Below are 25,965 nucleotides of genomic sequence, written 5' to 3' on the forward strand. Positions count from 1 at the left end.
GCGGTGGGGAAGTGGCCCCTTAGCGTGCGGCGCGGCGCGGTGCCGTGGCACCACCCGGCTTGCCCTGCGGACGCGGCGGGCGCGCCTTGGCCTTGGAGGCGTCCGGCTTGCCCGGGGCATGGCCGCGCGGCTTGTGCTGCGGGCGGGCGCCACGGTTCTGGCCGGGCTTCGGAGCCGCCGCCACGTCCGAGGCGGCCCAGGGCGCGCCACCGACGACCGGGATCGCCTTTTTCAGCAGCTTCTCGATGTCGCGGAACTCGCCCATCTCGGCCGGGGCGCAGAAGGCGATCGCGCGGCCTTCGGTGCCGGCGCGGGCCGTGCGGCCGATGCGGTGGACGTAGTTCTCCGCCACGTTCGGCATGTCGTAGTTGTAGACGTGCTTCACGCCGGGGATGTCGATCCCGCGGGCCGCGACGTCCGTCGCCACCAGAACCTCCACCGTGCCTTCACGGAATTCGGTCAGGGTGCGGTCGCGCTGGTTCTGGCTTTTGTTGCCGTGGATGGACCCGGCCTTGAAGCCCCAGTTGACCAGCAGCTTCATCAGCTTCTCCGAACCGTGCTTGGTGCGGCCGAACACGATCGACCGCTCGCCCGGATGCTCTTTCAGGTAGCTTTCCAGCAGCTTGGCCTTGTCGCCCTGGGGCGTGAAGTGCACGGCCTGCGTCACCTTGTCGGCGGGCTTGCCGGGGGGCGAAACCTGGACCTTCACCGGGTTGCGCAGGTAGGTCTGGGCCAACTCCTCGATGTCTTTCGGCATTGTGGCCGAGAAGAGCATCGTCTGGCGGCGCAGCGGGATGTATTTCGCGATCTTCCGCAGGGAATGGATGAAGCCCATGTCCAGCATATGGTCGGCCTCGTCCAGCACGAGATAGCCGCACTGGTCGAGGTTCACGTCGCCGCGTTCCAGAAGGTCGATCAGGCGGCCGGGGGTGGCCACCAGCACGTCCGTGCCCTTGGACAGGCGTTCGGCCTGACGGAACAGCGACGCGCCGCCCACAACGGTCGTGACCTTGGCGGGCGTGCCCTTGGTGAACATCGTCAGGTTGTCGGAGATCTGGGTGACCAGTTCCCGCGTCGGCGCAAGGATCAGCGCGCGCACGTTCTTGGGCCCCGGCGGGTGGCCGATGTCCAGGATGCGGTGCAGCAGCGGCAGGCCGAAGGCCGCCGTCTTGCCGGTGCCGGTCTGGGCCAGGCCCATCAGGTCCGACCCCTTCATGATGTGGGGGATCGCCTGTTCCTGGATCGGGGTCGGCGTGGTCAGTTTCGTGTGGGAAAGGGCTTTCAGCAGCTTTTCGCTGAGGCCGAGATCGGCGAACGTCGTCATGGGATATCCCTGATTGGCGGTGGTGTGCGGCGGAATTGCCGCGGACCCCTGCGTGATCGTGGGAACCGGATGACCGTGCCTTTGTCGGCTGCTCACGCGGCAGCGGCGGTCGGTTGTGGTGCAGATGGCCGATCCTTGCCCGAAAGTCAAGGCTCTGGTCACGCAGGCCGCTTTGCGCTATGGCACGCGCAATCCTTCCAGCCAGAGGTTCGCGCCCATGAAAGCCGCCGTCATCACCTATCCCGGGTCCAACTGCGACCGTGATCTGGCCGTCGCCTTCCGTGACGCGGGGGCCGAGGTCGTGACGGTGTGGCACAAGGACACCTCCCTGCCGGAGGGCGTGGATGTGGTCGGGGTACCGGGCGGATTTTCCTTTGGCGACTACCTGCGCTGCGGGGCCATAGCGGCACGTTCACCCATCTCCTCGGCGCTGGCCGCGCATGTGGAACGGGGCGGCTATGCCATCGGCATCTGCAACGGCTTTCAGGTCTTGACGGAAACAGGCCTGCTGCCGGGCGCGCTGATGCGGAACGCCGGGCTGAAATACATCTGCCGGCAGGTCCACCTGAAGGTCCACACCGCCGACAGCGTGTTCACCCGAGGCTATGCCAAGGGCGTGTCGATCACCGTGCCGATCGCGCATCATGACGGCAACTACACCGCCGATCCTGACACGCTGGCGCAGCTGGCGGCCGAGGACCGGATCGCCTTCACCTATCTGGACAACCCCAACGGGGCCATGAACGACATCGCGGGCATCCTGTCGGCCAACCGCCGCGTGCTGGGCATGATGCCGCACCCGGAACGCGCGATGGACCCGATGCTGGGCAGCGGCGACGGCCGCGCGCTGTTCGACGCCCTGTTGGGCAGGATGGCGCTTGCCTGATCGAACCCCGCTTGAGGGTGAGCGGGCGCGGGAATATCCTGCGCCGATGACGAAACGCGACCACAGCGACGAGGATGGAGACGCACGCCCGGGAATCTCGTGGCGGCTGCGGATCATCCTTGTCGTGCTGACGGTGATCGCGGTGACCATGGTGCTGGTCACGAACCGCTGGATGACCGAACGCGCCACGGAAACAACGCGCAACAGCGCCGAAGTGCGGATGGCGCTGTATGCGGGCAACCTTCTGAACGAATTGCAGCGCACGTCCGTCGTGCCGCTGCTGCTGGCGCGGGACTCGGCGCTGATCGGGGCGCTGTCCTCCAACGACTACGTTGCAACCTCGCAGCGGCTGATCTCGTTCCAGACCGAGATCGGATCGGCCTCGATCTCGCTTCTGGACCGGACTGGGCGCGTGGTGGGGGCGACGAACCGGAACCTGCTGGGAACCAGCTACCGCAACGACGCCTTCTTCGTGGACGCGATGCGGACGAAGGAAACGGTCTTCTCCTCCACCCGCCGGATCGAGGGGGCGTTCGATTTCACCTACTCCCGTGCCGTGGTGCAGGACGGGCAGGTGATCGGCGTCGTCGCGATCGCGGTGGACCTGATGAAATACGAACGCGCCTGGGCAGGCCTTCAGGACGCGGTCCTTGTGACCGACAGCGAGGGCGTCGTGATCCTGGCCACCGAACCGCGCTGGCGCGGCCTGAAGCTGGCCGAGGCGCTGGCGGTGCAGGACCCGCCTTCGGCCATCCGCCGCGCGTTCCAGCTGACGGCCGACTGGGCGCAAGAGCCGCCCGACGCCTATCTGGCCGGCGAGGCCGTTTTGCGCGCCGACGCGCGCGTGCCCTTCCGTGGCTGGCGGTTGATCACCTTCACCGCCTATGACGGCGTGCGCGAACGCGTGAACGCGGTCCTGGCGCTGGAGATCATGGGCTTTGCGATCCTGATGGCCGCGACCTTCTACATGCTGTCGCGCCGCGCTTGGTCGCGCAGCCTGTCGCTGCAGCGTGAATCCGCGGAACTCCGGCTGTTGAACCAGCGCCTGCAGCGCGAGATTTCCGAACGGGAAAAGGCGCAGAAGGAACTGGCCTCGGCCGAGGCGACGCTGGCGCAATCGTCGAAGCTGGCGGCCCTGGGTGAAATGTCGGCCGCCGTCAGCCACGAGCTGAACCAGCCGCTGGCGGCGATGAAGACCTATCTGGCCGGCGCGCGCCTTCTGTTGCAGCGCAAGCGGACCGAGGAGGCGATGTCCTCGTTCCAGCGCATCGACGACCTGATCGAGCGGATGGGCGCCATCACCCGCCAGTTGAAATCCTATGCCCGCAAGGGCGGCGAGGCGTTCGAGCCGGTGGATGTGCGCCATTGCGTGTCGGGCGCGCTGTCGATGATGGAGCCGCAGCTGAAGGTCCGCGTGGTCCGCATCAACCGCCAGATCCCGCGCAAGCCCGTCATGGTGCTGGCCGACCGGCTGCGGCTGGAGCAGGTGATCATCAACCTGCTGCGCAACGCGCTGGACGCGACCAAGGACGTCGCTTCCCCACAGATCGACATCACGCTGGACGAGGGCCAGACGGTGAGTTTGCGCGTACGCGACAGCGGCCCCGGCATCGCCGATCTGGGCAACCTGTTCGAGCCGTTCTACACCACGAAGAAGCCCGGGGAGGGCGTCGGGCTGGGCCTCGCGATATCGTCAGGGATCGTGAAGGATCTGGGTGGCCGGCTGACCGCGACGAATGCCAGGGAGGGTGGGGCTGTTTTCGAAGTGCAACTGCCCTTACTTCAAGAACGATTGAAAGCAGCTGAGTGAGGTTTGTATGGCTCGAGCAATGAAGGTCGCGATCGTCGACGACGAGGCCGACATGCGGCAGTCGGTCAGCCAGTGGCTGGCCTTGTCGGGGTTTGATGCCGAAACCTACGGGTCGGCCGAAGATGCGCTGAAGGCGATCGGTCCGGATTATCCGGGCATCGTGGTCAGCGACATCCGCATGCCGGGCATGGACGGGATGGCGCTGCTGAAACGGTTCATGTCGCTGGATTCGGGCCTGCCGGTCATCATGATCACCGGCCATGGCGACGTGCCCATGGCGGTGGAAGCGATGCGCCTTGGCGCCTTCGACTTCCTGGAAAAGCCGTTCAACCCCGACCGCATGACCGAACTGGCCAAGAAGGCGACGCAGGCGCGGCGCATGACGCTGGACAACCGCGCCCTGCGGCGCGAGTTGTCGGATGCCAGCGTCATCATGCAGAAGCTGATCGGCACCTCCCCCGCGATGGAGCGGCTGCGCGAGGACATCCTGGATCTGGGGCAGGCCGACAGCCACGTGCTGATCGACGGCGAGACGGGGACCGGTAAGACGCTGGTGGCGCACGCGCTGCACGCCGTGGGTCCGCGGGCGGGCAAGAAGTTCGTCACGATCTCTTGCGCCGCATGGACCGAGGATCAGCTTCAGGCGAAGCTCTTCGGCCCGGTGGAGGAAGGCGGCCTGCCGCTGGTGGACGAGGCGCGCGGCGGCACCCTGTGCCTTGAGGACGTGGAGGCGCTGAGCCACCCGCTGCAATCGCGTCTTCTGACGCTGATCAACCAGCAGGACATTCCGCCGGAAACGCGGATCATCGCGATCTGCAACCAGCACGCGCCCGACAAGACGCTGGAGGACGTGCTGCGGCCCGACCTCTTCTATCGCCTGGGCGCGATGACCATCGTTTTGCCGCCCCTGCGCACGCGGGGCGAGGACATGCTGACCCTGTTCACCCGCATGTCCGAGCAGTTTTCCGAGGAATACGGCTGCGAGGCGCCACAGGTGACGGCGCAGGAAGCGGCGCAGCTTCTGCAGGCCCCTTGGCCCGGCAATGTGCGCCAGCTGGTCAACATCGCGGAACGCGCGGTGCTGCAGAACCGTCGTGGCTCGGGTTCCATCGCGTCGCTGCTGATGGCCGACAACGAGGCATCGGGGCCGGCCCTGACGACCGAAGGCAAGCCCCTGAAGGATTATGTCGAGGCGTTCGAGCGGATGCTGATCGACAACACGATGCGCCGTCACAAGGGCTCCATCGTGGCGGTAATGGAAGAGCTGTGCTTGCCGCGCCGTACGCTGAACGAGAAGATGGCGAAATACAGTTTGCAGCGGGCCGATTACGTCTGACAGCATGGGCGCAGGACACTCCCTGCGCCCTTTTCCATGAGGGCTCGATGCTGCGTATCCTGATGCTGTCGATGCTGGTGGTCGCCTGTGCGCCCCATGAAGGACCCCACCGCGACGTGGTGCTCGGCGGGGGGGCGGGACCAACAGCCCGCGAGGCCTGAAAGCCGGTTGGCACCCGCGTCGGAGCCGCAGACGGAAACCGAGCCGGACCGCGAAGCGACGGGCGCGATCGGTGGCTCGGTCTCGGGCGAGCTGACCGGTGGCGAAGCTGTCGCAGGCGGGCTGATCGGCGGCGGGGTCGGGGCCATCCACTGACGCGGGTTCACGAAACGGGCCTGTGGAAAAGACCCATTGTGTTTTGAACCATGCTGCCCTTATTGTTGCAGGACGTAGCCTTGCGCCGGAAGGCGGGCCGCGTGCACACAGTTTCGCCATCCGCGAAGGACCAAGGGGGAAGCCCTTCTGGCGGACGCAGATGGCAGTTCAGGCCGAAAGGTCACGACATTTGCCCGCCGGGTCTTTGGCGGGTCGATCAACAGGGCGCCTGATGCGCCCGGGACAGAACCGCGATGGGCGCAGGACTGATGACAGGAGATGAGAGGTGCCGTTCCGGCGCCCCGATGCCCTGTCCGCCGCGCATCCACGCCCCTACAAGCCGCCACACGCAGCCTGACCGATCCCGCCTGCGGGGAAGAAACGTCTGTTTGGGCGCATTGGAACACAATGGCCAAGAAAATGCTGATCGATGCCACGCACCCGGAGGAAACCCGGGTCGTCGTGGTGGACGGAAACAAGGTCGAGGAGTTTGACTTCGAGACCGTAAACAGGCGCCAGATCTCGGGCAACATCTACCTTGCCAAGGTGATGCGGGTGGAGCCGTCGCTGCAGGCGGCTTTTGTCGATTACGGTGGGAACCGTCACGGCTTCCTCGCCTTCGCTGAGATCCACCCGGATTACTACCAGATCCCCGTCGCGGACCGTGAGGCGCTGCTGGCCGAGGAACGCGCCTTCGCACGTGACGACGAGGAAGCCTCCAAGCGTCAGGACGCCGAAGAAGCAGCGTCGGTCGAAGAGGGCGAGGACGGCGACGAGGCCGACGAGATCGAGTCGATTGCCGAAGAGGATGTGAGCGAGGAAATCCGCGCGCCCCGCAAGCCGCGCGCCCGCCGCTACAAGATCCAGGAAGTGATCAAGGTCCGCCAGATCATGCTGGTTCAGGTCGTGAAGGAGGAGCGGGGCAACAAGGGTGCCGCGCTGACGACCTATCTGTCGCTGGCTGGCCGTTACTGCGTGCTGATGCCGAACACGGCGCGGGGCGGCGGGATTTCCCGCAAGATCACGCAGGCGGCGGATCGCAAGAAGCTGAAGGAAATCGCGGCCGAACTGTCGGTGCCGGAAGGCGCGGGCCTGATCATCCGCACCGCCGGATCGAAGCGCACGAAGCCCGAGATCCGTCGCGACTACGAATACCTGATGCGCCTGTGGGAACAGATCCGCGAACTGACGCTGAAATCGGTCGCGCCCGCCCAGATCTATGAAGAAGGCGACCTGATCAAGCGCACGATCCGCGACCTCTTCAACTCGGAGATCGAGGAAGTGCTGGTCGAGGGCGAGGACGGCTATCGCACCGCCAAGGACTTCATGCGGATGATCATGCCCGATCATGCGCGGCAGGTGAAACGCTATGCCGACCAGATGCCGCTGTTTGCACGCTATCAGGTGGAAAGCTATCTCGGCGGCATGTTCAATCCGATCGTGCAGCTGAAATCCGGCGGCTACATCGTGATCGGCGTGACCGAGGCGCTGGTGGCCGTGGACGTGAACTCCGGCCGGGCGACGAAGGAAGGCTCCATCGAGGAGACGGCGCTGAAGACGAACCTGGAGGCCGCCGAGGAGGTGGCACGCCAGCTGCGTCTGCGCGACCTGGCCGGCCTGATCGTCATCGACTTCATCGACATGGATGAGCGCAAGAACAACATCGCGGTCGAAAAGCGTCTGAAGGACAAGCTGAAGACGGACCGCGCCCGCATCCAGGTGGGCCGTATCTCGGGCTTCGGGCTGATGGAGATGAGCCGTCAGCGCCTGCATCCGGGCATGCTTGAATCCACGACGCAGCCCTGCTCGCACTGCCACGGCACGGGCCTGATCCGTTCGGATGACAGCCTGTCGTTGCAGGTCCTGCGCCAGCTGGAAGAAGAAGGCACGCGCAAGCGGTCGAAAGAGGTGCTGCTGAAGGCGCCGGTCGCGGTCGTGAACTTCCTGATGAACAACAAGCGCGAACACATCGCGCTGATCGAGACGCGCTATGGCATGGCCGTGCGGATCGAGGCGGACCCGCATCTGGTGTCGCCCGACTACTCGATCGAGAAGTTCAACACCGCCACCCGCATCGTGCCGGCCTCCTCGGTCATCACGGGCGACGCCTCGCTGATGGGCGAGCTGGTGGAAGAGGAAGAGCTGGATCTGCCGGTGACTGTGGAGGAGGTCGAAGAGGCCGAAACCGTGGACATGCGGGACGCGACCGAAGCCGCCGATGCGGCAGACGTCGCGGAGGAGCCGGGTGAAGGCGGCGGCAAGAAGAAGCGCCGCCGTCGTCGCCGTCGCCGGTCGGGCCAGGCCGAACTTTCGGGTGCCGAAGCCGCCTCGGACGAAGACTCGGCGGGCGGTGAAAGCGTGGCCGAGGAGATCGCGGAAGCACCGATCGACCCCGAGCCGCAGCCCGTACCCGCCCCGATCGCCGAGCCTGCGCCGGAGCCTGTCGTGGAAGTGGCGGCCGAGCCGAAGCGCCGCAGCCGCAGCCGCAAGAAGGCCGAGCCTGTGATCGAACCCGCCGCCGAGGCCGAGGAGGTTGCCACCGAGGCCGCGCCAAAACGGACCCGCACGCGCACCCGCAAGGCGGCCGAGCCGGTAGCCGAGGACGCAGCCGCCCCCAAGCGCAGCCGCAAGAAGGCCGAGCCGGCGGCGGAAGCCGCTCCGGCGGAGGAGGCGGCGCCCAAGCGCAGCCGCAGCCGCAAGAAGGCCGAGCCGGTGGCCGAACCCGTGGCGGAGGCGGCACCTGTCGTGGCGCCCGAACCCGCCGCCGCGCCCGAGCCGGCGCCCGCCGAGGAGCCTGCGGAAGACGCCAAGCCGCGTCGCCGCGGCTGGTGGGCCGTGTAAGCCAATCCGGAAGAAAGGGCGCCTTCGGGCGCCCTTTTTGCACGCGGAAGTGACGCTGCCCCTCTCGTGATCCGCGGGCGGATCATGTTATGCCAGCGGGGACAGGAGGGCACATGGCCGGTTTCGACATGTTGGACGCGGGGCTTTTGTCCGCGATGATGATCGCGCTGACCGCAGGCGTGCTCAGCTTCCTCAGCCCCTGCGTGCTGCCCATCGTGCCGCCCTATCTGGCGTATATGAGCGGGATCAGCATGAACGACATGCGCGGGGAAGGGGGGCGCCGCCGCATCCTCCTGCCGGCGCTGTTCTTCGTGATGGGGCTGTCGACCGTCTTCCTGTTCCTCGGGCTGGCGGCCTCGGCGCTAGGCACGGCGCTTCTGCAATATCAGGACGTGATGACGAAGGTGGCCGGGGTCGTGGTGATCCTGTTCGGCCTGCACTTTATCGGCCTGCTGCGCATTCCCCTCTTGAACCGCGAGGCGCGGATGGATGCGGGCGATCAGGGCGGGTCGGCCTTGGGGGCCTATGTGCTGGGGCTGGCCTTCGCCTTCGGCTGGACGCCCTGCATCGGGCCGCAACTGGGCGCCATCCTGTCGCTGGCCGCAACCGAGGCGAACGTGGCGCGCGGCACGGCGCTGCTGGGCGTCTATGCCATTGGGCTTGGGCTGCCCTTCCTGCTGGCCGCGCTGTTCATCAACCGCGCCATCGGCGTGATGAACCGGCTGAAGCCGTGGATGGGCGTGATCGAAAAGGCCATGGGGGCGCTGCTGATCCTGGTCGGCGTGGCGCTGGTGACCGGCCTTTTCAGCATGTTCTCGTTCTTCCTGCTGGAAAACGTGCCGCTTCTGGGCCGCCTCGGCTAGGCCGGGCGAAAGCGCCGCAGCACATAGACGCGGATGGCGGACGCGAGGTTCGCGTCCCCCCGTTCGGCGTCGATCTCGGCGGCCAGAAGGTTGATCGCCTTGCCGTCCTCGTCCGCGATCTCGCGGAAGGCTTTCCAGAATTCCGGTTCCAGCGTCACGCTGGTGCGGTGGCCGTGCAGGGTCAGCGAATGCTTCTCCGGCCCGTTCATTCCGGGGCCCGGTCCGTCTTGTGCCCGTCCAGATCGCGGCGAGCCTTGTCGGACTCGGCTTTCTGACGGTGACGTTCGGCCTTGGTCAAGCCGAACTTCGCGGCGTTGGTGTCGCCCTGCGCGCGTTTCGCCCGCCGCTCCTGCGTCTTGCGGGCGGCGCGCAGGTTGACGACTTCTCCCATCAGCCTTTCGGGCCGATCATGTCTTCGGGACGCACGACGCGGTCGAACGTCTCCCCATCCACGAGGCCAAGGGCGATCGCTTCTTCCCGCAGGGTGGTACCGTTCTTGTGCGCGGTCTTGGCCACCTTGGTCGCGTTGTCATAGCCGATGGTGGGGGCCAGCGCCGTCACCAGCATCAGCGACTCCTTCATCAGCTTGTCGATCCGCGCGGTGTTGGCCTGCGTGCCCACGACCATGTTGTCCGTGAATGAACCGGCCGCGTCGCCCAGCAGTTGCATGGATTGCAGCACGTTGTAGGACATCATCGGGTTGTAGACGTTCAGTTCGAAATGGCCCTGCGACCCGGCGAAGCCCACGGCGGCGTCGTTGCCCATCACATGCGCGCAGACCATGGTCAGCGCCTCGGCCTGCGTCGGGTTCACCTTGCCCGGCATGATGGACGATCCGGGTTCGTTCTCCGGCAGGATCAGCTCGCCCAGGCCCGAGCGGGGGCCGGAGCCCAGAAGCCGCAGGTCGTTCGCGATCTTGAACAGCGACGCGGCCACCGTCTTCAGCGCACCCGAGAACATGACCATCGCGTCATGCGCGGCCAGCGCCTCGAACTTGTTCGGGGCGGTGACGAAGGGCAGGCCGGTGATCGTGGCGATCTCGGCGGCGACGCGGGTGTCCCAGCCCACACGGGTGTTCAGACCGGTGCCGACGGCGGTGCCGCCCTGCGCCAGTTCGTAGATGTCGGGCAGGCAGGCCTTCACCCGCTCGATCCCTTTTTCCACCTGCTTGGCATAGCCGCTGAACTCCTGCCCCAGCGTCAGGGGCGTGGCGTCCTGCGTGTGCGTGCGGCCGATCTTGATGATGTCCTTGAACTCCTCAGACTTCGCGACCAGCGCCTTGTGCAGCTTTTCAAGGCCGGGGATCAGCGTGTCGCGGGCCATCATGCCGATGGCGACGTGCATCGCGGTGGGGAAGGTGTCGTTGGACGACTGGCCCATGTTGCAGTGGTCGTTCGGGTGGACGGGCTTCTTGGAGCCCATCTCGCCGCCCAGCATCTCGATCGCGCGGTTGGAGATGACCTCGTTCGCGTTCATGTTGGACTGGGTGCCCGAACCCGTCTGCCAAACCACCAGCGGGAAGTTGTCGTCGAACTTGCCGTCGATCACCTCTTGCGCGGCGGCGGCGATGGTGTCGGCGAGCTTCGCGTCCATGTCGCCCTGCGCCTTGTTCACCAGCGCGCAGGCCTTCTTGATGACGCCCAGCGCGCGGATGATCGCGACGGGCTGCTTTTCCCAGCCGATCGGGAAGTTCTGGATGGAGCGCTGGGTTTGCGCGCCCCAGTACTTGTCGGCGGGGACGTCAAGCGGGCCGAAGCTGTCGGTCTCGGTGCGGGTCGCGGTCATGTGATCCTCCTGTCGCTGGCCCATGTGATAATTCGGACCGGCGATCAGATCAATCGGCATGCCGCCGCATACGGCGATAACCGTCTTACTTGCGGAACTTGTCCAGGCTGACAATCTCGGCCTCGCCCCGCGGGGGTTCGGGCGGCAGATCGTCGGGGCTTTCGTCCTCGTCCTCCTCCTCGTCGACCTGTTCCTGCGTCTCGAAGCGCAGGCCGAATTCCACGGACGGATCGACAAAGGTGCGGATGGCGTCGAAGGGGATGGCCAAGGGTTCGGGCTGGTTGCCGAAGTTCAGCGTGATCGTGAACCCTTCGTCGGTGACGGTCAGGTTGTCGAACCAGTGCTGGATGACGACGGTCATCTCCTCGGGGTAGCGCATGCGCAGCCAGTCGGCGATCTCCACCCCTTCGGCGTTCGTGTCGAAGGTGATGAAGAAATGATGGTCGCCGGGCAGTCCGTCGCGGGCGACATCCTCCAGAACGTTCTGGATCAGCGTGCGCATCGCGCGATGCATCAGGTTGCCATAATCGATCGTACTGGCCATGCGCTCCTCCGGCTGCTGGGGGAAAGCATAGAACGTCGATCACCGGAAAGGAAGGGAGGTGCAGGATTCTGTTGCCAGGCTCCTGCGGGCCCCGCCTTACGCGGCTAAGCGCAAGGACTTAGGTTTCGATAACCTTTACTGCTTACGCAGCAACGGCCATCGGAGCACGGTTGTCGTTGGCAACTGTACAATTCGGACCGATAACGGTGGTACCTCACCGAGCGAAAGCTGGCCCCTTTAGACGTTCGTCGATCCTGTTTCGGCCCCCTCCGCCCCCAACGAGGGAGTGTTGGTGGAGCCGCCGGGTACCGCCCCCGGGTCCGATCCGCTTATTACGGGTGCGTTTATCGCCATAGTCCGGGCAAGCCCGAACAGCCCTGATATAGGCCGAAGGTTCCGGCGGGGCAAGGGGCCGGAACCTCTGGCGTGCCGGGCGGTTGCCGATGGGAAGGAGAGGCCGATGACCAAATCCCATGACGACATCTGGACCGAATGGTCCGACCTGGTGAACATGACGCCGGCGGCGCTGAAGGCGTGGCTGGACACGGACGAAAGCCAAGGCGTCGGCGACACGCGCGGCGACGGCGAAAGCACGGGCCACCAGTCGGGCCGTCACATCCTGAAGATCAAGGACACGAAGAAGGCCGACCTGTCCGAGGAGGACTGGGCGCACATGGCCAAGGTCGTGGGCTATATCAAGCGCCACAAGGCGCAGGGTGGACCCCAGTCTGACATGGAGCACAGCGACTGGCGCTTCTCCCTGATGAACTGGGGCCACGACCCGATGAAGTGACGCGGGGCCGGGGGATCAGAACCCGGCCTTGATCTCCTCGAACGTCTGGACCATGCGGTCGCGCATCTGGTTGTCGATCGGCGTCTGCGACAGCAGCGTGCCCTCGACCGGATCCAGATAGGCGGCCTTCAGGTCGTCTTCCGACACCATCGCCATGCCGTCGGGGTTCGTGTGGGCATAGCCGATGTTGTCCACCAGCACCTGCGCGGATTCGGGGGCCAGCCAGGCGTTGATGAAGTCGTAGGCCTTGTCTTCGTTGCCCGGACCTTCCTTGAAGTTCACATAGCCGCAGAAGAAGGAAGACGCGCCTTCCTCGGCCTGGCGGTTGAAGGCGATGGGGAAGTTGTCTTCCTGCATCAGCGCCACGCCGTCATTCCACGACCAGGACACCTGAACCTGACCGCCGGCCATCAGCTGCGTCAGTTCGGCCGGATCGGCCCAGTAGGCGACCACGCTGGGATGCACGTCGCGCAGCCACTGGGCGGCGGCTTCGAACTGTTCGTCCGTGGCCTTGGTCCAGTCGGTCACGCCTGTCGCCAGATAGGCCAGCGCCCAGATGTCGTCGGTGTTGTCGGGAAGGGAGATGCGGCCCGCATATTTCGGGTCCTTGAAGACCTGAAGGCTTTGCACATCCTCTTCCGGGACGGTGTCGGGGTTGTAGGCGACGGCGGTGTAGGCATAGTCGGTCGGGATGAACCAGACGCCGGAGTCATCCTTAAAGATTTCGGAATCCGTGAAGCGGGCGTCGATCTTTTCGTAAGCCGGGATGCGCGACACGTCCCAAGGTTCGATCAGGCCGGCGTCGCGGTATTTCGACACCATCTGCGAACAGGGATGGCCCACATCCGCGCGGAAACCGGATGCGACCTTCTGGAACGCTTCGTCATCATCGCCGAACAGCGAATAGGTGGGCGCGTCGCCGTTCTTGTCGATATAGGCCTGTACAAGGCCGGGAACGTCGAAACCGGCCCAGTCCAGCACGATCAGATCGGGATCGGCGGCATGGGCGGGCAGGGCAAGGGCGATGGCCGAGGCGGCGCCGAGAAGCGTCTTGGTCATGGTATCCTCAAACATGGAAATTCACGAGAAATCCTATGGCGGGGGCGGGGATGCGTCCAGTGCGGATTGCCCAACGGACGGGCTTTGCCCAAATCTTGGGCGCCCTTGGCAAACGGCCCCCGCCCTCTACCTGACAGGCAGCTTGAATGGAGTGACCGCATGACACAGTTCCGTGCCCTTGTGATGGACGCCGACGGTCCGCCCCGCTTGGCCGATCTGGACGAAAGCCGGCTGCCGCAGGGCGACGTGACGGTGGCGGTCGAATGGTCCACCCTGAACTACAAGGACGGGTTGATCCTGAACCGGCAGATGGGCGGGATCGAACGCTGGCCACATGTGCCGGGGATCGATTTTGCGGGCACGGTCACCGCCTCGGACGATCCGCGTCATGCGGTGGGCGAAAAGGTCGTGCTGACCGGCTGGCGCGTGGGCGAACGGCAATGGGGCGGCTATGCCACCCGTGCGCGGGTGAAGGGCGACTGGCTGGTGTCGCTTCCCCCTGGCCTGTCGACCCGCGATGCGATGGCGCTGGGCACGGCGGGCTTCACCGCCATGCTGGCCGTTCTGGCGTTGGAGGATCACGGGCTGGAAGAGGGCGAGGTTCTGGTGACCGGCGCCTCGGGCGGGGTGGGGTCGGTGGCGGTGGCGCTGCTGGCGGCGCTGGGCCACCGGGTCGTGGCGTCCAGCGGGCGGGACGCGGTCAGCGACTATCTGACGGGGCTGGGTGCGACGCGGATCATCCCGCGCGACGATTTGGCGGATCCGCCCGCCAAGCCCGTGGACAGCGAAACCTGGGCGGGATGCGTCGATTCGGTGGGTGGCGCGACGCTGGCGCGGGTGCTGACGCAGATGCGGTATCGCGCCTCGGTCGCGGCGGTGGGGCTGGCGGGCGGGACGGAGGTTCCGACCACCGTGCTGCCGTTCCTGCTGCGGGGCATCAACCTGCTGGGCATCGATTCCGTGATGTGCCCCACGCCCTTGCGTCAGCGGGCGTGGGACCGGATCGCGCAGGACATGCCGATGGACAAGGTGCGCGACACCGTGACGGAAGTGGGGCTGTCGGACCTGCCGGATCTGGCGGGGGCCATCCTTAGGGGCGGGGTTCGTGGGCGCACCGTGGTCAACGTGAACGCATGAGCGCACCCGTTCTTTTATGGCTGCGGCGCGACCTGCGGATCGCTGACAACCCGGCCCTGACGGCGGCGCTGGCGGCGGGTGGTCCGGTGATCCCGGTCTTCATCTTGGATCCGGAAACGGAGGCGCTGGCCGCCGCGCCCAAGTGGCGGCTGGGGGAGGGGATCAGGGTCTTCGCGCAAAGCCTGGAACGCATTGGCAGCCGCCTGATCCTGCGGAAAGGCGAGGCTGTGCAGGCCCTGACCGATCTGGCCCGCGAAACGGGGGCGGAGGAGGTGCATTTCACCCGCCTGCACGACGCCGCGTCCCGCGCGCGGGACGAGAAGGTGGCGGCGATAGAGGGGCCGCGTGTCCACGTCCATCACGGGCACACGCTGCATCCTCCGGACGCGATCCGGACGAAGACGGGCGGGTATTACAAGGTCTACACCCCGTTCTGGAACACGCTGCGGCAAATGGGCGTGAACGCGCCGGCCCCGTCTCACGACCGGTTGAGCCCGCCGGATGCCTGGCCCGCCTCGGACCGGCTGGAGGACTGGCGGATGGGGCGGGCGATGAACCGCGGCGCCGATGTGGTGGCCCGCTTCGCGGTGGTGGGGGAGGAGGCGGCCAATGGGCGACTGCGCATCCTGCTGGACGGGCTGGCGGGATATGTCCGCGCCCGCGACGACATGACGGCGCGCGCCACCTCGGGCATGTCGGAAAACCTGACTTATGGAGAGATCGGTCCCCGCACCCTGTGGCACAGGGCGATGGACGCGCTTCAACACGGCGCGCCGGGGGCCGAGACGTTTCTGCGCGAACTGGCCTGGCGCGACTTTGCCCATCACCTTCTGTGGCACGTCCCCACCTTGCCCACGCAGCATTGGCGCGAAGGGTGGGAGCGTTTTCCATGGCGGGCCGACAACGAGGATGCCGAAGCCTGGCGCCGCGCCCAGACCGGAGAGCCGATCGTGGACGCCGCCATGCGCGAGATGTTCACCACCGGCACCATGCACAACCGCGCCCGCATGATCGTGGCCAGCTACCTGACGAAACACCTCTTGACCGACTGGCGCGTGGGCCTGCGCTGGTTCGAGGAGGCACTGATCGATTGGGACCCCGCGTCGAACGCGCTGAACTGGCAATGGGTGGCGGGCTGCGGGCCGGACGCCTCGCCCTATTTCCGGATCTTCAACCCCGCGGCGCAGGCCGAGAAATTTGACGCCAAGCGCCGCTATCGCGACCGCTGGCTGACCGACACGCCCGAATCGCGCGCCTTCTTCGAAGCCGTGCCGCGGCGCTGAGGGCTGGACCCGAAGGCGCGGCCGGCCCCGCTGGTCGATCTGAAGGGCGGACGGGAACGCGCGCTTCTGGCCTATGCGCAGCAACGCAAGGCGTGATGTGCGGAGGGGGGACTTGTCGGAGGGGGAAAAACACGGTCACATCCGAACGATGGATGGGAGAAGCGCATGACGGGTCTGACATCGACAGCGGAAGAGGCCGCACTTCCGCGCTATTTCAAACGGGTTTTCGACGTAGTGCAAAAGCTGGACCACGGGCGGTTGCAGATCGTGCTGCCCGACGGCCGGACCTTCCGCCACGACGGCGCGAAGCCCGGCCCGGCAGCGGAATTGCGCATCCACGATCCGGGGGTGTTCGCGCGGCTGGTGCGCGAAGGCGATCTGGGCTTCTGCGAGGCCTACATGGACGGCGAATGGTCCACCCCCGATCTTCAGGCGTTTCTGGACCTGATCCACATGGATCACGAACACATCTATGACGGCTTTCCGGGGCAGGCCTTCCTGCGCGCCTATGAACGCCTGCGCCACTGGATGAAGTCGAATTCGAAGACGCAGGCGCGCCGGAACATCGAATACCATTATGATCTGGGCAACGACTTCTACCGGATGTGGCTGGACGGCACGATGACCTATTCCTCGGCCCTGTTCGACAGCGCAGAGGAGACGCTGGAGGAGGCGCAGCGCCGCAAATACGCCGCATTGGTGGACCGGATGAATGTCCAGCCCGGCGATCACGTGCTGGAGATCGGATGCGGCTGGGGAGGGTTCGCCGAATACGCGGTGGCCGAACGCGGATTGCGGGTGACGGGGCTGACCATTTCGCAGGCGCAATACGATTTCGCGCTGGACCGGATCGTGCAGGCGGGCCTGTCGGACCGCGTGACCCTGAAGCTGCAGGACTACCGGGACGAGAAGGGCCGCTATGACGGCGTCGCCTCCATCGAGATGTTCGAGGCGGTGGGCGAAGCGTATTGGCCCGCCTATTTCAAGACGGTGCATGACGCGCTGAACCCCGGGCGCAGCGCCGCGCTGCAGATCATCACCGTGTCCGACGCGCGGTTCGAAACCTATCGCAACGGAGTCGATTTCATCCAGCGCTACATCTTCCCCGGCGGCATGCTGCCTTCCCCCACAGCGCTGCGGCATCAGGTGGAAAAGGCGGGCTTGCGGTTCGACGGCTCGCACGAATTCGGGGAAAGCTATTCGCGGACCCTGCGCCAGTGGTACGCCACCTTCAACGACAGATGGGACCAGATACAAACCATGGGCTTTGACGACCGCTTCCGCCGCATGTGGAACTTCTACCTTGCCGCCTGCGCCAGCACCTTCCAGTGCGGCAATTGCGACGTGACCCAGGTGACGGTGACCCGCGCATGACCGATCTTTCGACAGGGCTGCACGCCATCGTGCGCGGCGACGATCCGGCGCAGGAACCGGCGCGGGAAGCGTTCTTCGACGCCGCCACGGGCGGGGACGTGGCGGACGACGCGGCCGGGCGCATCCTGGCCCGCGACGTGATGGCGCTGATGGGCCAGCGCGACCCGCAGGCGATCCGGAAGCGGCTGGGCCAGATGCGCGTGTCCGCCGCCAGCCGGTTGCGGGCCATGGGATCGCCCGCGCCCGTCGGCCTGCGCCACGACGCCGCCTCCGGCGACGTGGAGGAGGTGCGCCGCATCCAGCCCTATGCCCACTACTTCGCGGTGGAGGAATACGACGTGCGCTTCCGCCGCTTCGACGGCAGCATGAGCGAGGTGGTCAATCGCGGCGTCTTCATCTCGGGCGATGCGGTGACGGTGCTGCCCTATGATCCGGTGCGCGACCGTGTGCTGCTGGTGGAACAATGGCGCGCTGGTCCTTGGGGCCGCGATGATCCGCAGCCCTGGCTGCTGGAGCCCATCGCCGGCCGCATCGATCCCGGCGAGCCGCCGGAGGACACTGCCCGTCGCGAGGCGGTGGAGGAGGCGGACCTGGCCATCGGCGCACTGCATCTGGCCAGCGCCTTCTACCCTTCACCGGGCGCGAAGGCCGAGTTCGTCTATGCCTATGTGGGCATGGCCGACCTGCCGGACGGTGCGGCGGGCGTTTTCGGCATGGAGGGGGAGGCGGAGGACATCCGCGGCCACCTGATCCCCTTCGCGGACCTGATGGACCGGATCGCGGGCGGAGAGATCCAGAGCGCGCCGCTCTTGATCACCGCCTACTGGCTGGCCAGCCAGCGGGATCGTCTGCGCGGCGGGGTGACGGGGGCCTGAACGGCCCCCGCCCATGTCAGCCGGGCATGCGCGCCTCGGCGCCCAGCGTGGTGACGATGTCCGCCAGTTCGGCGCTTTCCGTGCGGGTTTCGCCCAGGCGGCGGACGGACACGGTGCGGTTGCCCACCTCCTGCATGCCGACGGCCAGGATCACCGGAACCTTGCCGACCGAATGTTCACGGACCTTGTAGTTGATCTTCTCATTCCGCAGGTCGGTTTCGGCCAGAACGCCCACGGCCTTCAGCGCCTCGGCCACCTCGCGCGCATAATCGTCCGCGTCCGACACGATGGAGGCGACGACCACCTGGCGCGGGGCCAGCCAGAAGGGCAGCTTGCCCGCGTAGTTTTCCAAGAGGATGCCGATGAACCGTTCGAAGCTGCCCAGCACGGCGCGGTGCAGCATGACGGGCATGTGCTTGGCCCCATCCTCGCCGATGTATTCGGCCTTCAGGCGGTCGGGCAGGTTGAAGTCGGCCTGAAGCGTGCCGCATTGCCATTCGCGCCCGATCGCGTCCGTCAGCTTGAAGTCCAGCTTCGGGCCATAGAAGGCGCCGTCGCCAGGGTTCACCTCATAGGCATAGCCCGCCTTTTCGATCGCCTGCGCCAGCGCGGTTTCCGCCTTGTCCCAGATCGCGTCGGACCCCACGCGCACCTCGGGGCGGGTAGACAGCTTGATGTCGAACCTTTCGAACCCAAGGTCGCGGTAGACGGTGGACAACAGTTCCAGGAAGGACGCGGTTTCCGCCTCGATCTGATCCTCGGTGCAGAAGATGTGGGCGTCGTCCTGCACGAAGCCGCGCACCCGCATCAGCCCGTGCATGGAGCCCGAGGATTCGTAGCGGTGGCACGAGCCGAATTCCGCGAGCCGCAGCGGCAGGTCGCGATAGGATTTGAGGCCGTGGTTGTAGACCTGCACATGGCAGGGGCAGTTCATCGGCTTCAGCGCGTTGATGCGCTTTTCCTTGGCGCCCTCCTCGTCCACCTCCACGATGAACATGTTCTCGCGGTAGGCTTCCCAGTGGCCGGACTTTTCCCACAACACGCGGTCCACGACCTGCGGGGTCTTGATCTCCTGGTATCCCGCCTTTCGCAGACGGCCGCGCATGTAATCTTCCAGACGGCGGTAGATCTGCCAGCCGTTCGGGTGCCAGAAGATCATGCCCGGCGCTTCTTCCTGCAGGTGGAACAGGTCCATCTCGCGGCCCAGCTTGCGGTGGTCGCGTTTCGCGGCTTCCTCCAGCATGGTCAGATGGGCCTTCAAATCCTCGCGGTTCTTGAAGGCCACGCCGTAGATGCGTTGCAGCATGGGGCGGGTGCTGTCGCCCAGCCAGTAGGCGCCCGCGACCGTGGTCAGCTTGAAGGCGTCGGCCGGAAGCTGTCCGGTGTTCTGCAGGTGCGGGCCGCGGCACAGGTCCATCCAGTCGCCGTGCCAGTACATGCGGATCGGCTCGTCGCCCGGGATGCGGTCCAGCAGTTCGACCTTGAAGGGCTCTCCGGCGGCCTCGTAATGCGCGCGGACGCGGTCGCGGTCCCAGACCTCGGTCTTCACGGCCTCGCGGGCGTTGATGATGTGCTTCATCTTCGCCTCGATCTGGCCGAGGTCTTCGGGCGTGAAGGGTTCCGCCCGGTCGAAGTCGTAGAACCAGCCCTGGTCGCGGACCGGGCCGATGGTGACCTTCACGTCCGGCCACAACTCCTGCACCGCACGCGCCATGACATGGGCGAAGTCGTGACGGATCAGTTCCAGCGCCTGCGCGTTGTCCTGCATCGTGTGGATGGCGATGGAGGCGTCCGCCTCGATCGGCCATTGCAGGTCGAAATGTGCACCGTCGACGGTGGCGGAGATCGCCTTCTTGCCAAGGCTGGTGGAAATGGCGGTCGCCACCTCGCCGGGCGTGGTGCCCTGCGGGAACTGGCGCTGGTTGCCATCGGGGAAAGTGAGGGTGATCTGGGCCATGCAAGGCTCCTCGTCGGTTCGGCGCCCACGGAACGCCCGGTTGCGGGTTTACGGGGTGGTTGTTGCGGGGCGGGGGTGGAAAGTCAACCATGGCCCGGACTAAGCTGCCCAAAACCCCGGAGCGCGCATGACCCAATACCTGACCACCCCCGAAACCCGCCGCATCGCCTATGACCTGACGCCGGGGACGGGGCCGGCGGTCGTGTTCCTTGGTGGCTTCCGGTCGGACATGGAAGGCACGAAGGCGGTGGATCTGCGCGACTGGGCCGTGGCGCAGGGCCGCGCCTTCCTGCGCTTCGACTATTCCGGCCACGGCCTGTCCGCGGGCCGGTTCGAGGACGGCGCCATCGGCGACTGGTTCGAGGACGCCCGCGCGGCCCTGTCGCTGGTCGAAGGGCCGGTGGTTCTGGTCGGATCGTCCATGGGCGGCTGGATCGCGCTGCAACTGGCCCGCGCGATGCCGGAAAGGGTGGCGGCGCTGGTCGGCATCGCCGCCGCCCCCGACTTCACCGAAGATCTGATGTGGGCGTCCTTCGACGACGCCCAGCGCGCGCAGGTGATGGCGGGGGCCTATCCGCTGCCGTCGGCCTATGGCGAACCGACGCCGATCACCCGCCGCCTGATCGAGGAGGGTCGCGACCGTCTGGTCCTGCGCGACCCCTTGCCCCTGCCGTTCCCCGTGCGGCTGCTGCAAGGCACCGCGGACGCCGAGGTTCCGGTGTCCGTCGCCCTGCGCCTGATGGAGCATGCCCAGTCCCCCGATCTGCGCCTGACGCTGGTGAAGGGCGCGGATCACCGCTTCTCCTCCCCCGAATGCCTGGCGCTGATCCGGCAGACCGTCGCCGATGTGGCCGGATGAACCGGGCGTCGCGGGCAAGGAGATCGTCCGCATCGCCGAGCGCACCGATCTGGCGCTGGTCTATCTGCACGGCTTTTCCGGCTCGAAATGGGAGATCGACCCGGTGCATCGCCGCGTGGCGCAGCGGCTGGGCGCGAACCTGTTCCTGACGCGCTTTGCCGGCCACGGGATGGACGGGGAGGCGCTGGCCGGCGCCTCCCCCGCCGCCTGGCTCGCCGACATGGAGGAGGCGGTGGCCGTGGGCCGCAACCTTGGCCGGCGGGTGGTGCTGATCGGAACGTCCACGGGCGGGCTTCTGGCGGCGCATGCGGCGGCGCGGGGGATGGCGGACGGGGTGGTCCTGATCTCTCCGAACTTCGCGCTGAACCCGAAGGTGGCGTGGCTGTTCCGCCTGCCGCAGATCCGCCGCTGGGGGCCGCACGTCTTCGGTCAGACGCGGACGCTGGCCACGGCCGAGGATCCGCAGAAGCAGTACTGGACGGCCAGCTATCCGACCCGCGCGCTGTGGCCGCTGATCGACCTGATGCGGATGCCGCTGGACGTGGGCCGCGCCCGCTGCCCCGCGCTGTTCCTGTGGTCCGAAGGGGACCGGGTGATCAGCCCCCGCGCCGTCCGTCGCGCCGCGCGCCTTTGGGGCGGGCCGGTTACGCGGGTGCCGCTGATGCCGGAGCCGGGGGACGATCCGATGCGGCACGTCCTGGCCGGGGACATGCTGTCGCCGGGGATGAACGACCGGGTGACCGACCTCATCGTCGACTGGATCAGCCGTGAAGGGCCAGCAGCTCCTTGAGGGTGTCGAGCGTGTCGATCTCCTCCACCGGCTTGTCGTGGCGCCAGCGGGACATGCGGGGAAAGCGCAGGGCGATGCCCGACTTGTGGCGCGAGGACGCCTGGATCCCCTCGAACGCCACCTCGAACACAAGTTCGGGCGGGACGCGGCGGACGGGGCCGAACTTTTCCAGCGTGTGGCGGCGGACCCAGCGCGTGATCTCGTTGAACTCGGCATCCGTCAGGCCGGAATAGGCCTTGGTGAAGGGCACGAGCTGGTCGCCGTCGCGCACCGCGAAGGTGAAGTCGGTGAAAAGGTTCGCCCGCCGCCCGCTGCCCGATTGCGCGTAAAGCATCACGCAATCCACGGTGAAGGGATCCAGCTTCCACTTCCACCAGTCCCCGCGTTTCCGCCCCACGTGATAGGGGGAGGACAGGCGCTTCAGCATCAGCCCTTCGGCGTTCTTCTCGCGCGCGGTGGCGCGCAGGCGGGCCATCTCGTACCAGCTGTCAACGTTGATTTCGGGCGACAGGCCCAGCGGCATCCCGGCGGGCAGGGCGGCGATCAGCGCCGTCAGCCGCGCGCGGCGGTCGGACAGGGGCAGGGCGCGCAGATCCTCACCCCCCTCCTCCAGAAGGTCGTAGGCCAGAAGATGGGCGGGTGTATCGGTCAGCATCTTCTTCGACACGGTCAGCCGCCCGATGCGCTTTTGCAATTGCGAAAAGGGCAGAGGGCGGTCATCGCCCCAGGCCAGCACCTCGCCGTCGATCACGGTGCCTTCGGGCAGGAAATCGGCCAAGGGCGCAAATTCGGGAAAGCGGTCGGTGATCAGCTCCTCGCCCCGCGACCACAAGGCGAAGGCCTCGGCGCGGCGGATGATCTGGCCGCGGATGCCGTCCCATTTCCATTCGGCCAGCCAGTCCTCCGGCGCGCCCAGCGTTTCGGGATCGTCCAGAGGCGAGGCGAGGGCGAAGGGATAGGGTCGCGCCCCCGCCGCGGCCGGATCGTTGGACCGGATCAGGCTGTCCCAGGATGTCGTGCGCGGTTCCCAATCGCCCATCAGGCGGTGGGCCAGTTCCGTCTCCTCCATCCCCGTGGCCTGGGACAGGGCGCGGACCATCAGGCCCTGGCTGACCCCCATGCGGAAGCCGCCGGTGATCAGCTTGTTGAACAGGAACCGTTCCCCTGTCGTCAGCCGGTCCCAAGCGTCCAGGATCGCGGCGCGGCGGGTGTCGGCGGGCTGGCCGGTCAGTGCGATCAGGTCGGTGATCCAGTCGGCCAGCGGCCGGTCGTCGCGCCGCGTGGCAGGCGGCAGCACGAGGGAGATCGTTTCCGACAGGTCGCCCACGACGGGATAGGCTTCCTCGAACAGCCACAGGGGAATGCCCGCCGCCTCGGCCGCCCAGTTCCGCAACTCGGTGGAATTCACCGCACGCTTCGGGCGGCGCCCGGACAGCAGCGCGATGGTCCAAAGGCGGTCGGCCTCCGGCGCCTCGCGGAAATAGTCGGCAAGGGCGGCCACCTTGGCGTTTGTCTTGGTGGTGCGGTCCAGCGCGTCGAACAGCGCGAAGAAGCGGATCATTCCAGCACCTCCACGTCATCCTCTTCGGCCTCGTCCCCTTCGTACTGGGTTTCCACGATGCCGGCGTCATAGCCCTGTTCGGCCAGCCAGCGGCGGAACACCTGGGTGTAGCCGTGGGTGACGAAGACCTTTTCCGCCCCCGTGGCGCGGATGGCCTCGTTCAGCCCCTGCCAATCGGCGTGGTCCGACAGCACGAACCCCTGCGCCAGCCCGCGCCGGCGCCGCACGCCGCGCATCGCCATCCAGCCCGAGGCGAAGGCCTGCGACGCCCCCTTGAACCGCCCAGCCCAAGGCGTGTTCAGCGCGGACGGGGGTGCTATGACCAGCGCGCCGGGATGGGTGGTGCTGTTCACGTCCGGTCCCGCCCAGACGGTGTCGGGCAGGCGGATGCCTTGCGCGCGCAGCACGCGATTCGTCGCCTCCACCGCGCCATGGGTCAGGATGGGGCCGATGCCCGCATCCACGTTGGCCAGAATGCGTTGCGCCTTGCCCAAGGAATAGGCGCCAAGGATGGAGGTCCGCCCCTCGGCCGCGTTCCCGGCCCACCAGGCGTTCACGTCGGCCATCACCTCGGCCTGCGGGCGCCAGTGGAAGACGGGCAGGCCGAAGGTGCATTCGGAGATGAAGGCGTGGCAAGGCACGGGTTCGAACGGTTCGCACAGCCCATCGGGTTCGGTCTTGTAGTCGCCCGACACGACCCAGACGCAGCCCCCCACCTCCACCCGGATCTGGGCGGAGCCGGGAAGGTGCCCCGCTGGGTGGAAGGACACGGTCGCGTCGCCGATGCGCCGGATTTCGCCGAAGGCGATCGTCTCGCCCCGGATGGCACCCAGGCGGTGGCGCATGACGGGCATCGCCACATCCGTCGCCAGATAGCGCGCATGCCCGCCGCGCGCGTGATCGGAATGCCCGTGCGTGATCAGCGCCCGTTCCACCGGCCGCCACGGGTCGATGAAGAAGTCGCCCGCCGGACAGAAGATGCCGCGATCGGTGAAGGTCAGGACCTGTTCCATGCCCAACAGGTAGCCGAGCGGGTGGCCCGGTCCAGTCCGCGAAGCTTTTGCGAAATCTTCTTTTCAGCCGTGAAGACGCCTGATTAGACTTCGTTCACATCGGCACCAGATTAACCAGTTGAGGCGAGTATGAAGGGTCCAGCAGTGTGACGACGTATTTCAACGAGATGTTCGACGCCGACACCGTGCGTGCGCCTTATGCCGGGCTGGAAGGCTGGACGCGCAACATGCCCGCCGCACTGCGCCACATGAAGCAGGCCGAGGCCGAGGCGCTGTTCCGTCGCATCGGCATCACCTTTGCCGTGTATGGCGAAGGGGGCGATCCCGACCGGCTGATCCCCTTCGACATGTTCCCTCGCGTGTTCACGGCCAGTGAATGGGGCCGGTTGGACCGGGGCATCCGGCAAAGGGCACGGGCGCTGAACGCTTTCCTCGTGGATGTGTATGGCCGGGGAGAGATCGTTCGCGCCGGAAAGATCCCCGCGCATCTGGTGTATCGCAACGACGCGTTCGAAAAGGCGGTGGTGGGCTTCGTGCCGCCCAAGGGTGTCTATTCCCACATCGTCGGCATCGATCTGGTCCGTACCGGCCGGGACGAGTTCTTCGTGCTGGAAGACAATTGCCGCACCCCTTCCGGCGTCAGCTACATGCTGGAAAACCGCGAGATCATGATGCGCATGTTCCCCGACCTGTTTCGGGAAAACCGGATCGAGCCGGTGGACAACTATCCTGCGCTGCTGCGCCGCACGCTGGCCTCGGTCGCGCCGGTGAAATGCGACCGTGAACCGACGATCGTGCTGCTGACGCCCGGCCACTACAACTCCGCCTACTACGAACACAGCTTCCTTGCCGACATGATGGGGGTGGAACTGGTGGAAGGGCAGGACCTGTTCGTGGAGGGCGATTTCGTGTGGATGCGCACCACCGAAGGCCCGCGCCGGGTGGACGTGATCTATCGCCGGATTGACGACAGCTTCATCGATCCCCTGTGCTTCCGCCCCGACAGCATGCTGGGCGTTCCCGGCCTGATGGACGTCTACCGCTCGGGCGGGGTCAACATCTGCTCCTGCCCCGGCGCTGGGGTGGCGGACGACAAGGCCGTCTATTGTTTCGTGCCCGAGATGGTGCGCTTCTATCTGGGAGAGGAGCCGATCCTGAACAACGTGCCCACCTGGCAATGCGGCAAGACCGACGACCGCAAGTATGTGCTGGAGCATCTGGACGAGCTGGTGGTGAAGGAGGTCCACGGTTCGGGCGGGTACGGGATGCTGGTCGGCCCGAAATCCACGAAGGAGCAGATCGAGCGGTTCCGCGCACGGATCGAGGCGGATCCCTCGAACTACATCGCGCAGCCGACGCTGGCCCTGTCCACCACGCCCACCTTCGTGGAGGAGGGGATTGCCCCCCGCCACGTGGATCTGCGGCCCTACTGCCTTGTGGGCGAGCGGGTGGAACTGGTGCCGGGCGGGCTGACCCGCGTGGCGCTGACGGAGGGCTCGCTCGTCGTGAACTCGTCGCAGGGCGGCGGGGTCAAGGACACTTGGGTTCTGGCGGAGTGAT

At 66.6% G+C, this 25,965-nt stretch carries 22 protein-coding genes, 1 other RNA gene and 1 pseudogene; 14 read left to right on the forward strand and 10 right to left on the reverse strand.

What is annotated here, in order from left to right:
* Positions 1 to 19 precede the first annotated feature (19 nt).
* Complete coding sequence (locus ACSHZY_RS12160) at positions 20 to 1,324, reverse strand: DEAD/DEAH box helicase (protein ID WP_435169470.1); 1,305 nt, start codon at positions 1,322 to 1,324, stop codon at positions 20 to 22.
* 217 nt (positions 1,325 to 1,541) lie between these two features.
* On the opposite strand from ACSHZY_RS12160, the gene purQ reads away from it, so the two are divergent.
* The 6 genes from purQ to ACSHZY_RS12190 all read left to right on the forward strand — a co-directional run bounded on the left by purQ (position 1,542) and on the right by ACSHZY_RS12190 (position 9,375).
* A complete protein-coding gene (gene purQ, locus ACSHZY_RS12165; RefSeq protein ID WP_435169472.1) occupies positions 1,542 to 2,210 on the forward strand; it encodes a phosphoribosylformylglycinamidine synthase subunit PurQ in 669 nt (222 codons plus the stop codon).
* A 46-nt stretch (positions 2,211 to 2,256) separates the two neighbouring features.
* A complete protein-coding gene (locus ACSHZY_RS12170; RefSeq protein ID WP_435169474.1) occupies positions 2,257 to 4,020 on the forward strand; it encodes a sensor histidine kinase in 1,764 nt (587 codons plus the stop codon).
* Positions 4,021 to 4,027: 7 nt separating this feature from the next.
* Positions 4,028 to 5,356: a sigma-54-dependent transcriptional regulator gene (locus ACSHZY_RS12175; protein WP_435169476.1), complete on the forward strand. Its 1,329-nt coding sequence runs from the start codon at positions 4,028 to 4,030 to the stop codon at positions 5,354 to 5,356.
* Positions 5,357 to 5,524: 168 nt separating this feature from the next.
* Positions 5,525 to 5,671 carry a hypothetical protein gene (locus ACSHZY_RS12180; protein ID WP_435169478.1) on the forward strand — a complete coding sequence of 49 codons (147 nt, stop codon included), beginning with the start codon at positions 5,525 to 5,527 and terminating at the stop codon, positions 5,669 to 5,671.
* A gap of 408 nt (positions 5,672 to 6,079) precedes the next feature.
* Entirely contained in the window at positions 6,080 to 8,512 is a 2,433-nt protein-coding gene (locus tag ACSHZY_RS12185; protein ID WP_435169480.1) for an Rne/Rng family ribonuclease, read from the forward strand.
* A 113-nt stretch (positions 8,513 to 8,625) separates the two neighbouring features.
* Positions 8,626 to 9,375, forward strand: coding sequence for a cytochrome c biogenesis CcdA family protein (locus ACSHZY_RS12190; protein ID WP_435169482.1), 750 nt, complete (start codon positions 8,626 to 8,628; stop codon positions 9,373 to 9,375).
* On the opposite strand, the gene ACSHZY_RS12195 is transcribed toward ACSHZY_RS12190, so the two are convergent.
* The 5 genes from ACSHZY_RS12195 to ssrA all read right to left on the reverse strand — a co-directional run bounded on the left by ACSHZY_RS12195 (position 9,372) and on the right by ssrA (position 12,116).
* Positions 9,372 to 9,584 carry a ribbon-helix-helix domain-containing protein gene (locus ACSHZY_RS12195; RefSeq protein WP_435169484.1) on the reverse strand — a complete coding sequence of 71 codons (213 nt, stop codon included), beginning with the start codon at positions 9,582 to 9,584 and terminating at the stop codon, positions 9,372 to 9,374. The two genes, ACSHZY_RS12190 and ACSHZY_RS12195, sit on opposite strands and share 4 nt — an antisense overlap.
* Positions 9,581 to 9,766 carry a DUF4169 family protein gene (locus ACSHZY_RS12200; protein WP_435169486.1) on the reverse strand — a complete coding sequence of 62 codons (186 nt, stop codon included), beginning with the start codon at positions 9,764 to 9,766 and terminating at the stop codon, positions 9,581 to 9,583. The genes ACSHZY_RS12195 and ACSHZY_RS12200 overlap by 4 nt, the downstream gene beginning before the upstream one ends.
* Positions 9,766 to 11,160: a class II fumarate hydratase gene (gene fumC / locus ACSHZY_RS12205; protein WP_271971746.1), complete on the reverse strand. Its 1,395-nt coding sequence runs from the start codon at positions 11,158 to 11,160 to the stop codon at positions 9,766 to 9,768. The genes ACSHZY_RS12200 and fumC overlap by 1 nt, the downstream gene beginning before the upstream one ends.
* Before the next feature lie 85 nt (positions 11,161 to 11,245).
* Positions 11,246 to 11,704 (reverse strand): SspB family protein, encoded by a 459-nt coding sequence (locus ACSHZY_RS12210; protein ID WP_435169488.1) that lies wholly within the window; start codon positions 11,702 to 11,704, stop codon positions 11,246 to 11,248.
* 57 nt (positions 11,705 to 11,761) lie between these two features.
* Positions 11,762 to 12,116: a transfer-messenger RNA gene (gene ssrA, locus ACSHZY_RS12215) on the reverse strand.
* A gap of 48 nt (positions 12,117 to 12,164) precedes the next feature.
* Here ssrA and ACSHZY_RS12220 point away from each other — a divergent pair.
* Positions 12,165 to 12,497: a DUF3140 domain-containing protein gene (locus ACSHZY_RS12220; RefSeq protein WP_435169490.1), complete on the forward strand. Its 333-nt coding sequence runs from the start codon at positions 12,165 to 12,167 to the stop codon at positions 12,495 to 12,497.
* A 15-nt stretch (positions 12,498 to 12,512) separates the two neighbouring features.
* Here the strand turns inward: ACSHZY_RS12220 and ACSHZY_RS12225 are convergent, their stop codons facing one another.
* On the reverse strand, positions 12,513 to 13,556 hold the full coding sequence (locus ACSHZY_RS12225) for an ABC transporter substrate-binding protein (RefSeq protein ID WP_435169492.1): 1,044 nt from the start codon (positions 13,554 to 13,556) through the stop codon (positions 12,513 to 12,515).
* 159 nt (positions 13,557 to 13,715) lie between these two features.
* Here ACSHZY_RS12225 and ACSHZY_RS12230 point away from each other — a divergent pair, with 159 nt between their 5' ends.
* The 4 genes and pseudogenes from ACSHZY_RS12230 to ACSHZY_RS12245 all read left to right on the forward strand — a co-directional run bounded on the left by ACSHZY_RS12230 (position 13,716) and on the right by ACSHZY_RS12245 (position 18,225).
* Complete coding sequence (locus ACSHZY_RS12230) at positions 13,716 to 14,693, forward strand: MDR family oxidoreductase (RefSeq protein WP_435169494.1); 978 nt, start codon at positions 13,716 to 13,718, stop codon at positions 14,691 to 14,693.
* A pseudogene (locus ACSHZY_RS12235) lies at positions 14,690 to 16,072 on the forward strand (cryptochrome/photolyase family protein). Before ACSHZY_RS12230 ends, ACSHZY_RS12235 begins: the two are co-directional and overlap by 4 nt.
* Positions 16,073 to 16,141: 69 nt before the next feature.
* A complete protein-coding gene (locus ACSHZY_RS12240; protein WP_435169495.1) occupies positions 16,142 to 17,350 on the forward strand; it encodes a class I SAM-dependent methyltransferase in 1,209 nt (402 codons plus the stop codon).
* Entirely contained in the window at positions 17,347 to 18,225 is an 879-nt protein-coding gene (locus tag ACSHZY_RS12245; RefSeq protein WP_435169497.1) for an NUDIX domain-containing protein, read from the forward strand. Before ACSHZY_RS12240 ends, ACSHZY_RS12245 begins: the two co-directional genes overlap by 4 nt.
* A 16-nt stretch (positions 18,226 to 18,241) precedes the next feature.
* On the opposite strand, the gene thrS is transcribed toward ACSHZY_RS12245, so the two are convergent.
* Positions 18,242 to 20,182: a threonine--tRNA ligase gene (gene thrS, locus ACSHZY_RS12250; RefSeq protein ID WP_435169499.1), complete on the reverse strand. Its 1,941-nt coding sequence runs from the start codon at positions 20,180 to 20,182 to the stop codon at positions 18,242 to 18,244.
* 127 nt (positions 20,183 to 20,309) lie between these two features.
* On the opposite strand from thrS, the gene ACSHZY_RS12255 reads away from it, so the two are divergent.
* Together ACSHZY_RS12255 and ACSHZY_RS12260 are read left to right on the forward strand one after the other, a co-directional pair.
* On the forward strand, positions 20,310 to 21,041 hold the full coding sequence (locus ACSHZY_RS12255; protein ID WP_435169501.1) for an alpha/beta hydrolase: 732 nt from the start codon (positions 20,310 to 20,312) through the stop codon (positions 21,039 to 21,041).
* Entirely contained in the window at positions 21,028 to 21,831 is an 804-nt protein-coding gene (locus ACSHZY_RS12260; protein WP_435169503.1) for an alpha/beta hydrolase, read from the forward strand. Before ACSHZY_RS12255 ends, ACSHZY_RS12260 begins: the two co-directional genes overlap by 14 nt.
* On the opposite strand, the gene ACSHZY_RS12265 is transcribed toward ACSHZY_RS12260, so the two are convergent.
* Both ACSHZY_RS12265 and ACSHZY_RS12270 read right to left on the reverse strand, forming a co-directional pair.
* The gene (locus ACSHZY_RS12265; protein WP_435169504.1) at positions 21,803 to 23,392 is read right to left on the reverse strand and encodes an ATP-dependent DNA ligase; all 1,590 of its coding nucleotides are present in this window, start codon (positions 23,390 to 23,392) and stop codon (positions 21,803 to 21,805) included. The two genes, ACSHZY_RS12260 and ACSHZY_RS12265, sit on opposite strands and share 29 nt — an antisense overlap.
* Entirely contained in the window at positions 23,389 to 24,405 is a 1,017-nt protein-coding gene (locus ACSHZY_RS12270; protein WP_435169506.1) for a ligase-associated DNA damage response exonuclease, read from the reverse strand. The genes ACSHZY_RS12265 and ACSHZY_RS12270 overlap by 4 nt, the downstream gene beginning before the upstream one ends.
* Positions 24,406 to 24,572: 167 nt before the next feature.
* Here ACSHZY_RS12270 and ACSHZY_RS12275 point away from each other — a divergent pair, with 167 nt between their 5' ends.
* Positions 24,573 to 25,964, forward strand: a complete 1,392-nt coding sequence (locus tag ACSHZY_RS12275) for a circularly permuted type 2 ATP-grasp protein (RefSeq protein ID WP_435169693.1) — start codon at positions 24,573 to 24,575, stop codon at positions 25,962 to 25,964.
* Position 25,965: the final 1 nt, after the last annotated feature.

It is taken from the genome of Falsirhodobacter sp. 1013 (assembly GCF_051195255.1).
Classification (GTDB): Bacteria; Pseudomonadota; Alphaproteobacteria; order Rhodobacterales; family Rhodobacteraceae; genus Falsirhodobacter.

Bases quoted from the DNA above. Each gene is read 5' to 3' on its own strand.
- ACSHZY_RS12200 (WP_435169486.1), bottom strand. From the start codon at position 9,766: ATGGGAGAAGTCGTCAACCTGCGCGCCGCCCGCAAGACGCAGGAGCGG.
- ACSHZY_RS12210 (WP_435169488.1), bottom strand. From the start codon at position 11,704: ATGGCCAGTACGATCGATTATGGCAACCTGATGCATCGCGCGATGCGC.
- ACSHZY_RS12175 (WP_435169476.1), top strand. From the start codon at position 4,028: ATGGCTCGAGCAATGAAGGTCGCGATCGTCGACGACGAGGCCGACATG.
- ACSHZY_RS12220 (WP_435169490.1), top strand. From the start codon at position 12,165: ATGACCAAATCCCATGACGACATCTGGACCGAATGGTCCGACCTGGTG.
- ACSHZY_RS12170 (WP_435169474.1), top strand. From the start codon at position 2,257: ATGACGAAACGCGACCACAGCGACGAGGATGGAGACGCACGCCCGGGA.
- ACSHZY_RS12190 (WP_435169482.1), top strand. From the start codon at position 8,626: ATGGCCGGTTTCGACATGTTGGACGCGGGGCTTTTGTCCGCGATGATG.
- purQ (WP_435169472.1), top strand. From the start codon at position 1,542: ATGAAAGCCGCCGTCATCACCTATCCCGGGTCCAACTGCGACCGTGAT.
- thrS (WP_435169499.1), bottom strand. From the start codon at position 20,182: ATGGCCCAGATCACCCTCACTTTCCCCGATGGCAACCAGCGCCAGTTC.
- ACSHZY_RS12225 (WP_435169492.1), bottom strand. From the start codon at position 13,556: ATGACCAAGACGCTTCTCGGCGCCGCCTCGGCCATCGCCCTTGCCCTG.
- ACSHZY_RS12255 (WP_435169501.1), top strand. From the start codon at position 20,310: ATGACCCAATACCTGACCACCCCCGAAACCCGCCGCATCGCCTATGAC.
- ACSHZY_RS12185 (WP_435169480.1), top strand. From the start codon at position 6,080: ATGGCCAAGAAAATGCTGATCGATGCCACGCACCCGGAGGAAACCCGG.
- ACSHZY_RS12240 (WP_435169495.1), top strand. From the start codon at position 16,142: ATGACGGGTCTGACATCGACAGCGGAAGAGGCCGCACTTCCGCGCTAT.
- ACSHZY_RS12275 (WP_435169693.1), top strand. From the start codon at position 24,573: ATGTTCGACGCCGACACCGTGCGTGCGCCTTATGCCGGGCTGGAAGGC.
- ACSHZY_RS12230 (WP_435169494.1), top strand. From the start codon at position 13,716: ATGACACAGTTCCGTGCCCTTGTGATGGACGCCGACGGTCCGCCCCGC.
- ACSHZY_RS12265 (WP_435169504.1), bottom strand. From the start codon at position 23,392: ATGATCCGCTTCTTCGCGCTGTTCGACGCGCTGGACCGCACCACCAAG.
- ACSHZY_RS12160 (WP_435169470.1), bottom strand. From the start codon at position 1,324: ATGACGACGTTCGCCGATCTCGGCCTCAGCGAAAAGCTGCTGAAAGCC.
- ACSHZY_RS12195 (WP_435169484.1), bottom strand. From the start codon at position 9,584: ATGAACGGGCCGGAGAAGCATTCGCTGACCCTGCACGGCCACCGCACC.
- ACSHZY_RS12260 (WP_435169503.1), top strand. From the start codon at position 21,028: ATGTGGCCGGATGAACCGGGCGTCGCGGGCAAGGAGATCGTCCGCATC.
- ACSHZY_RS12245 (WP_435169497.1), top strand. From the start codon at position 17,347: ATGACCGATCTTTCGACAGGGCTGCACGCCATCGTGCGCGGCGACGAT.
- ACSHZY_RS12270 (WP_435169506.1), bottom strand. From the start codon at position 24,405: ATGGAACAGGTCCTGACCTTCACCGATCGCGGCATCTTCTGTCCGGCG.
- fumC (WP_271971746.1), bottom strand. From the start codon at position 11,160: ATGACCGCGACCCGCACCGAGACCGACAGCTTCGGCCCGCTTGACGTC.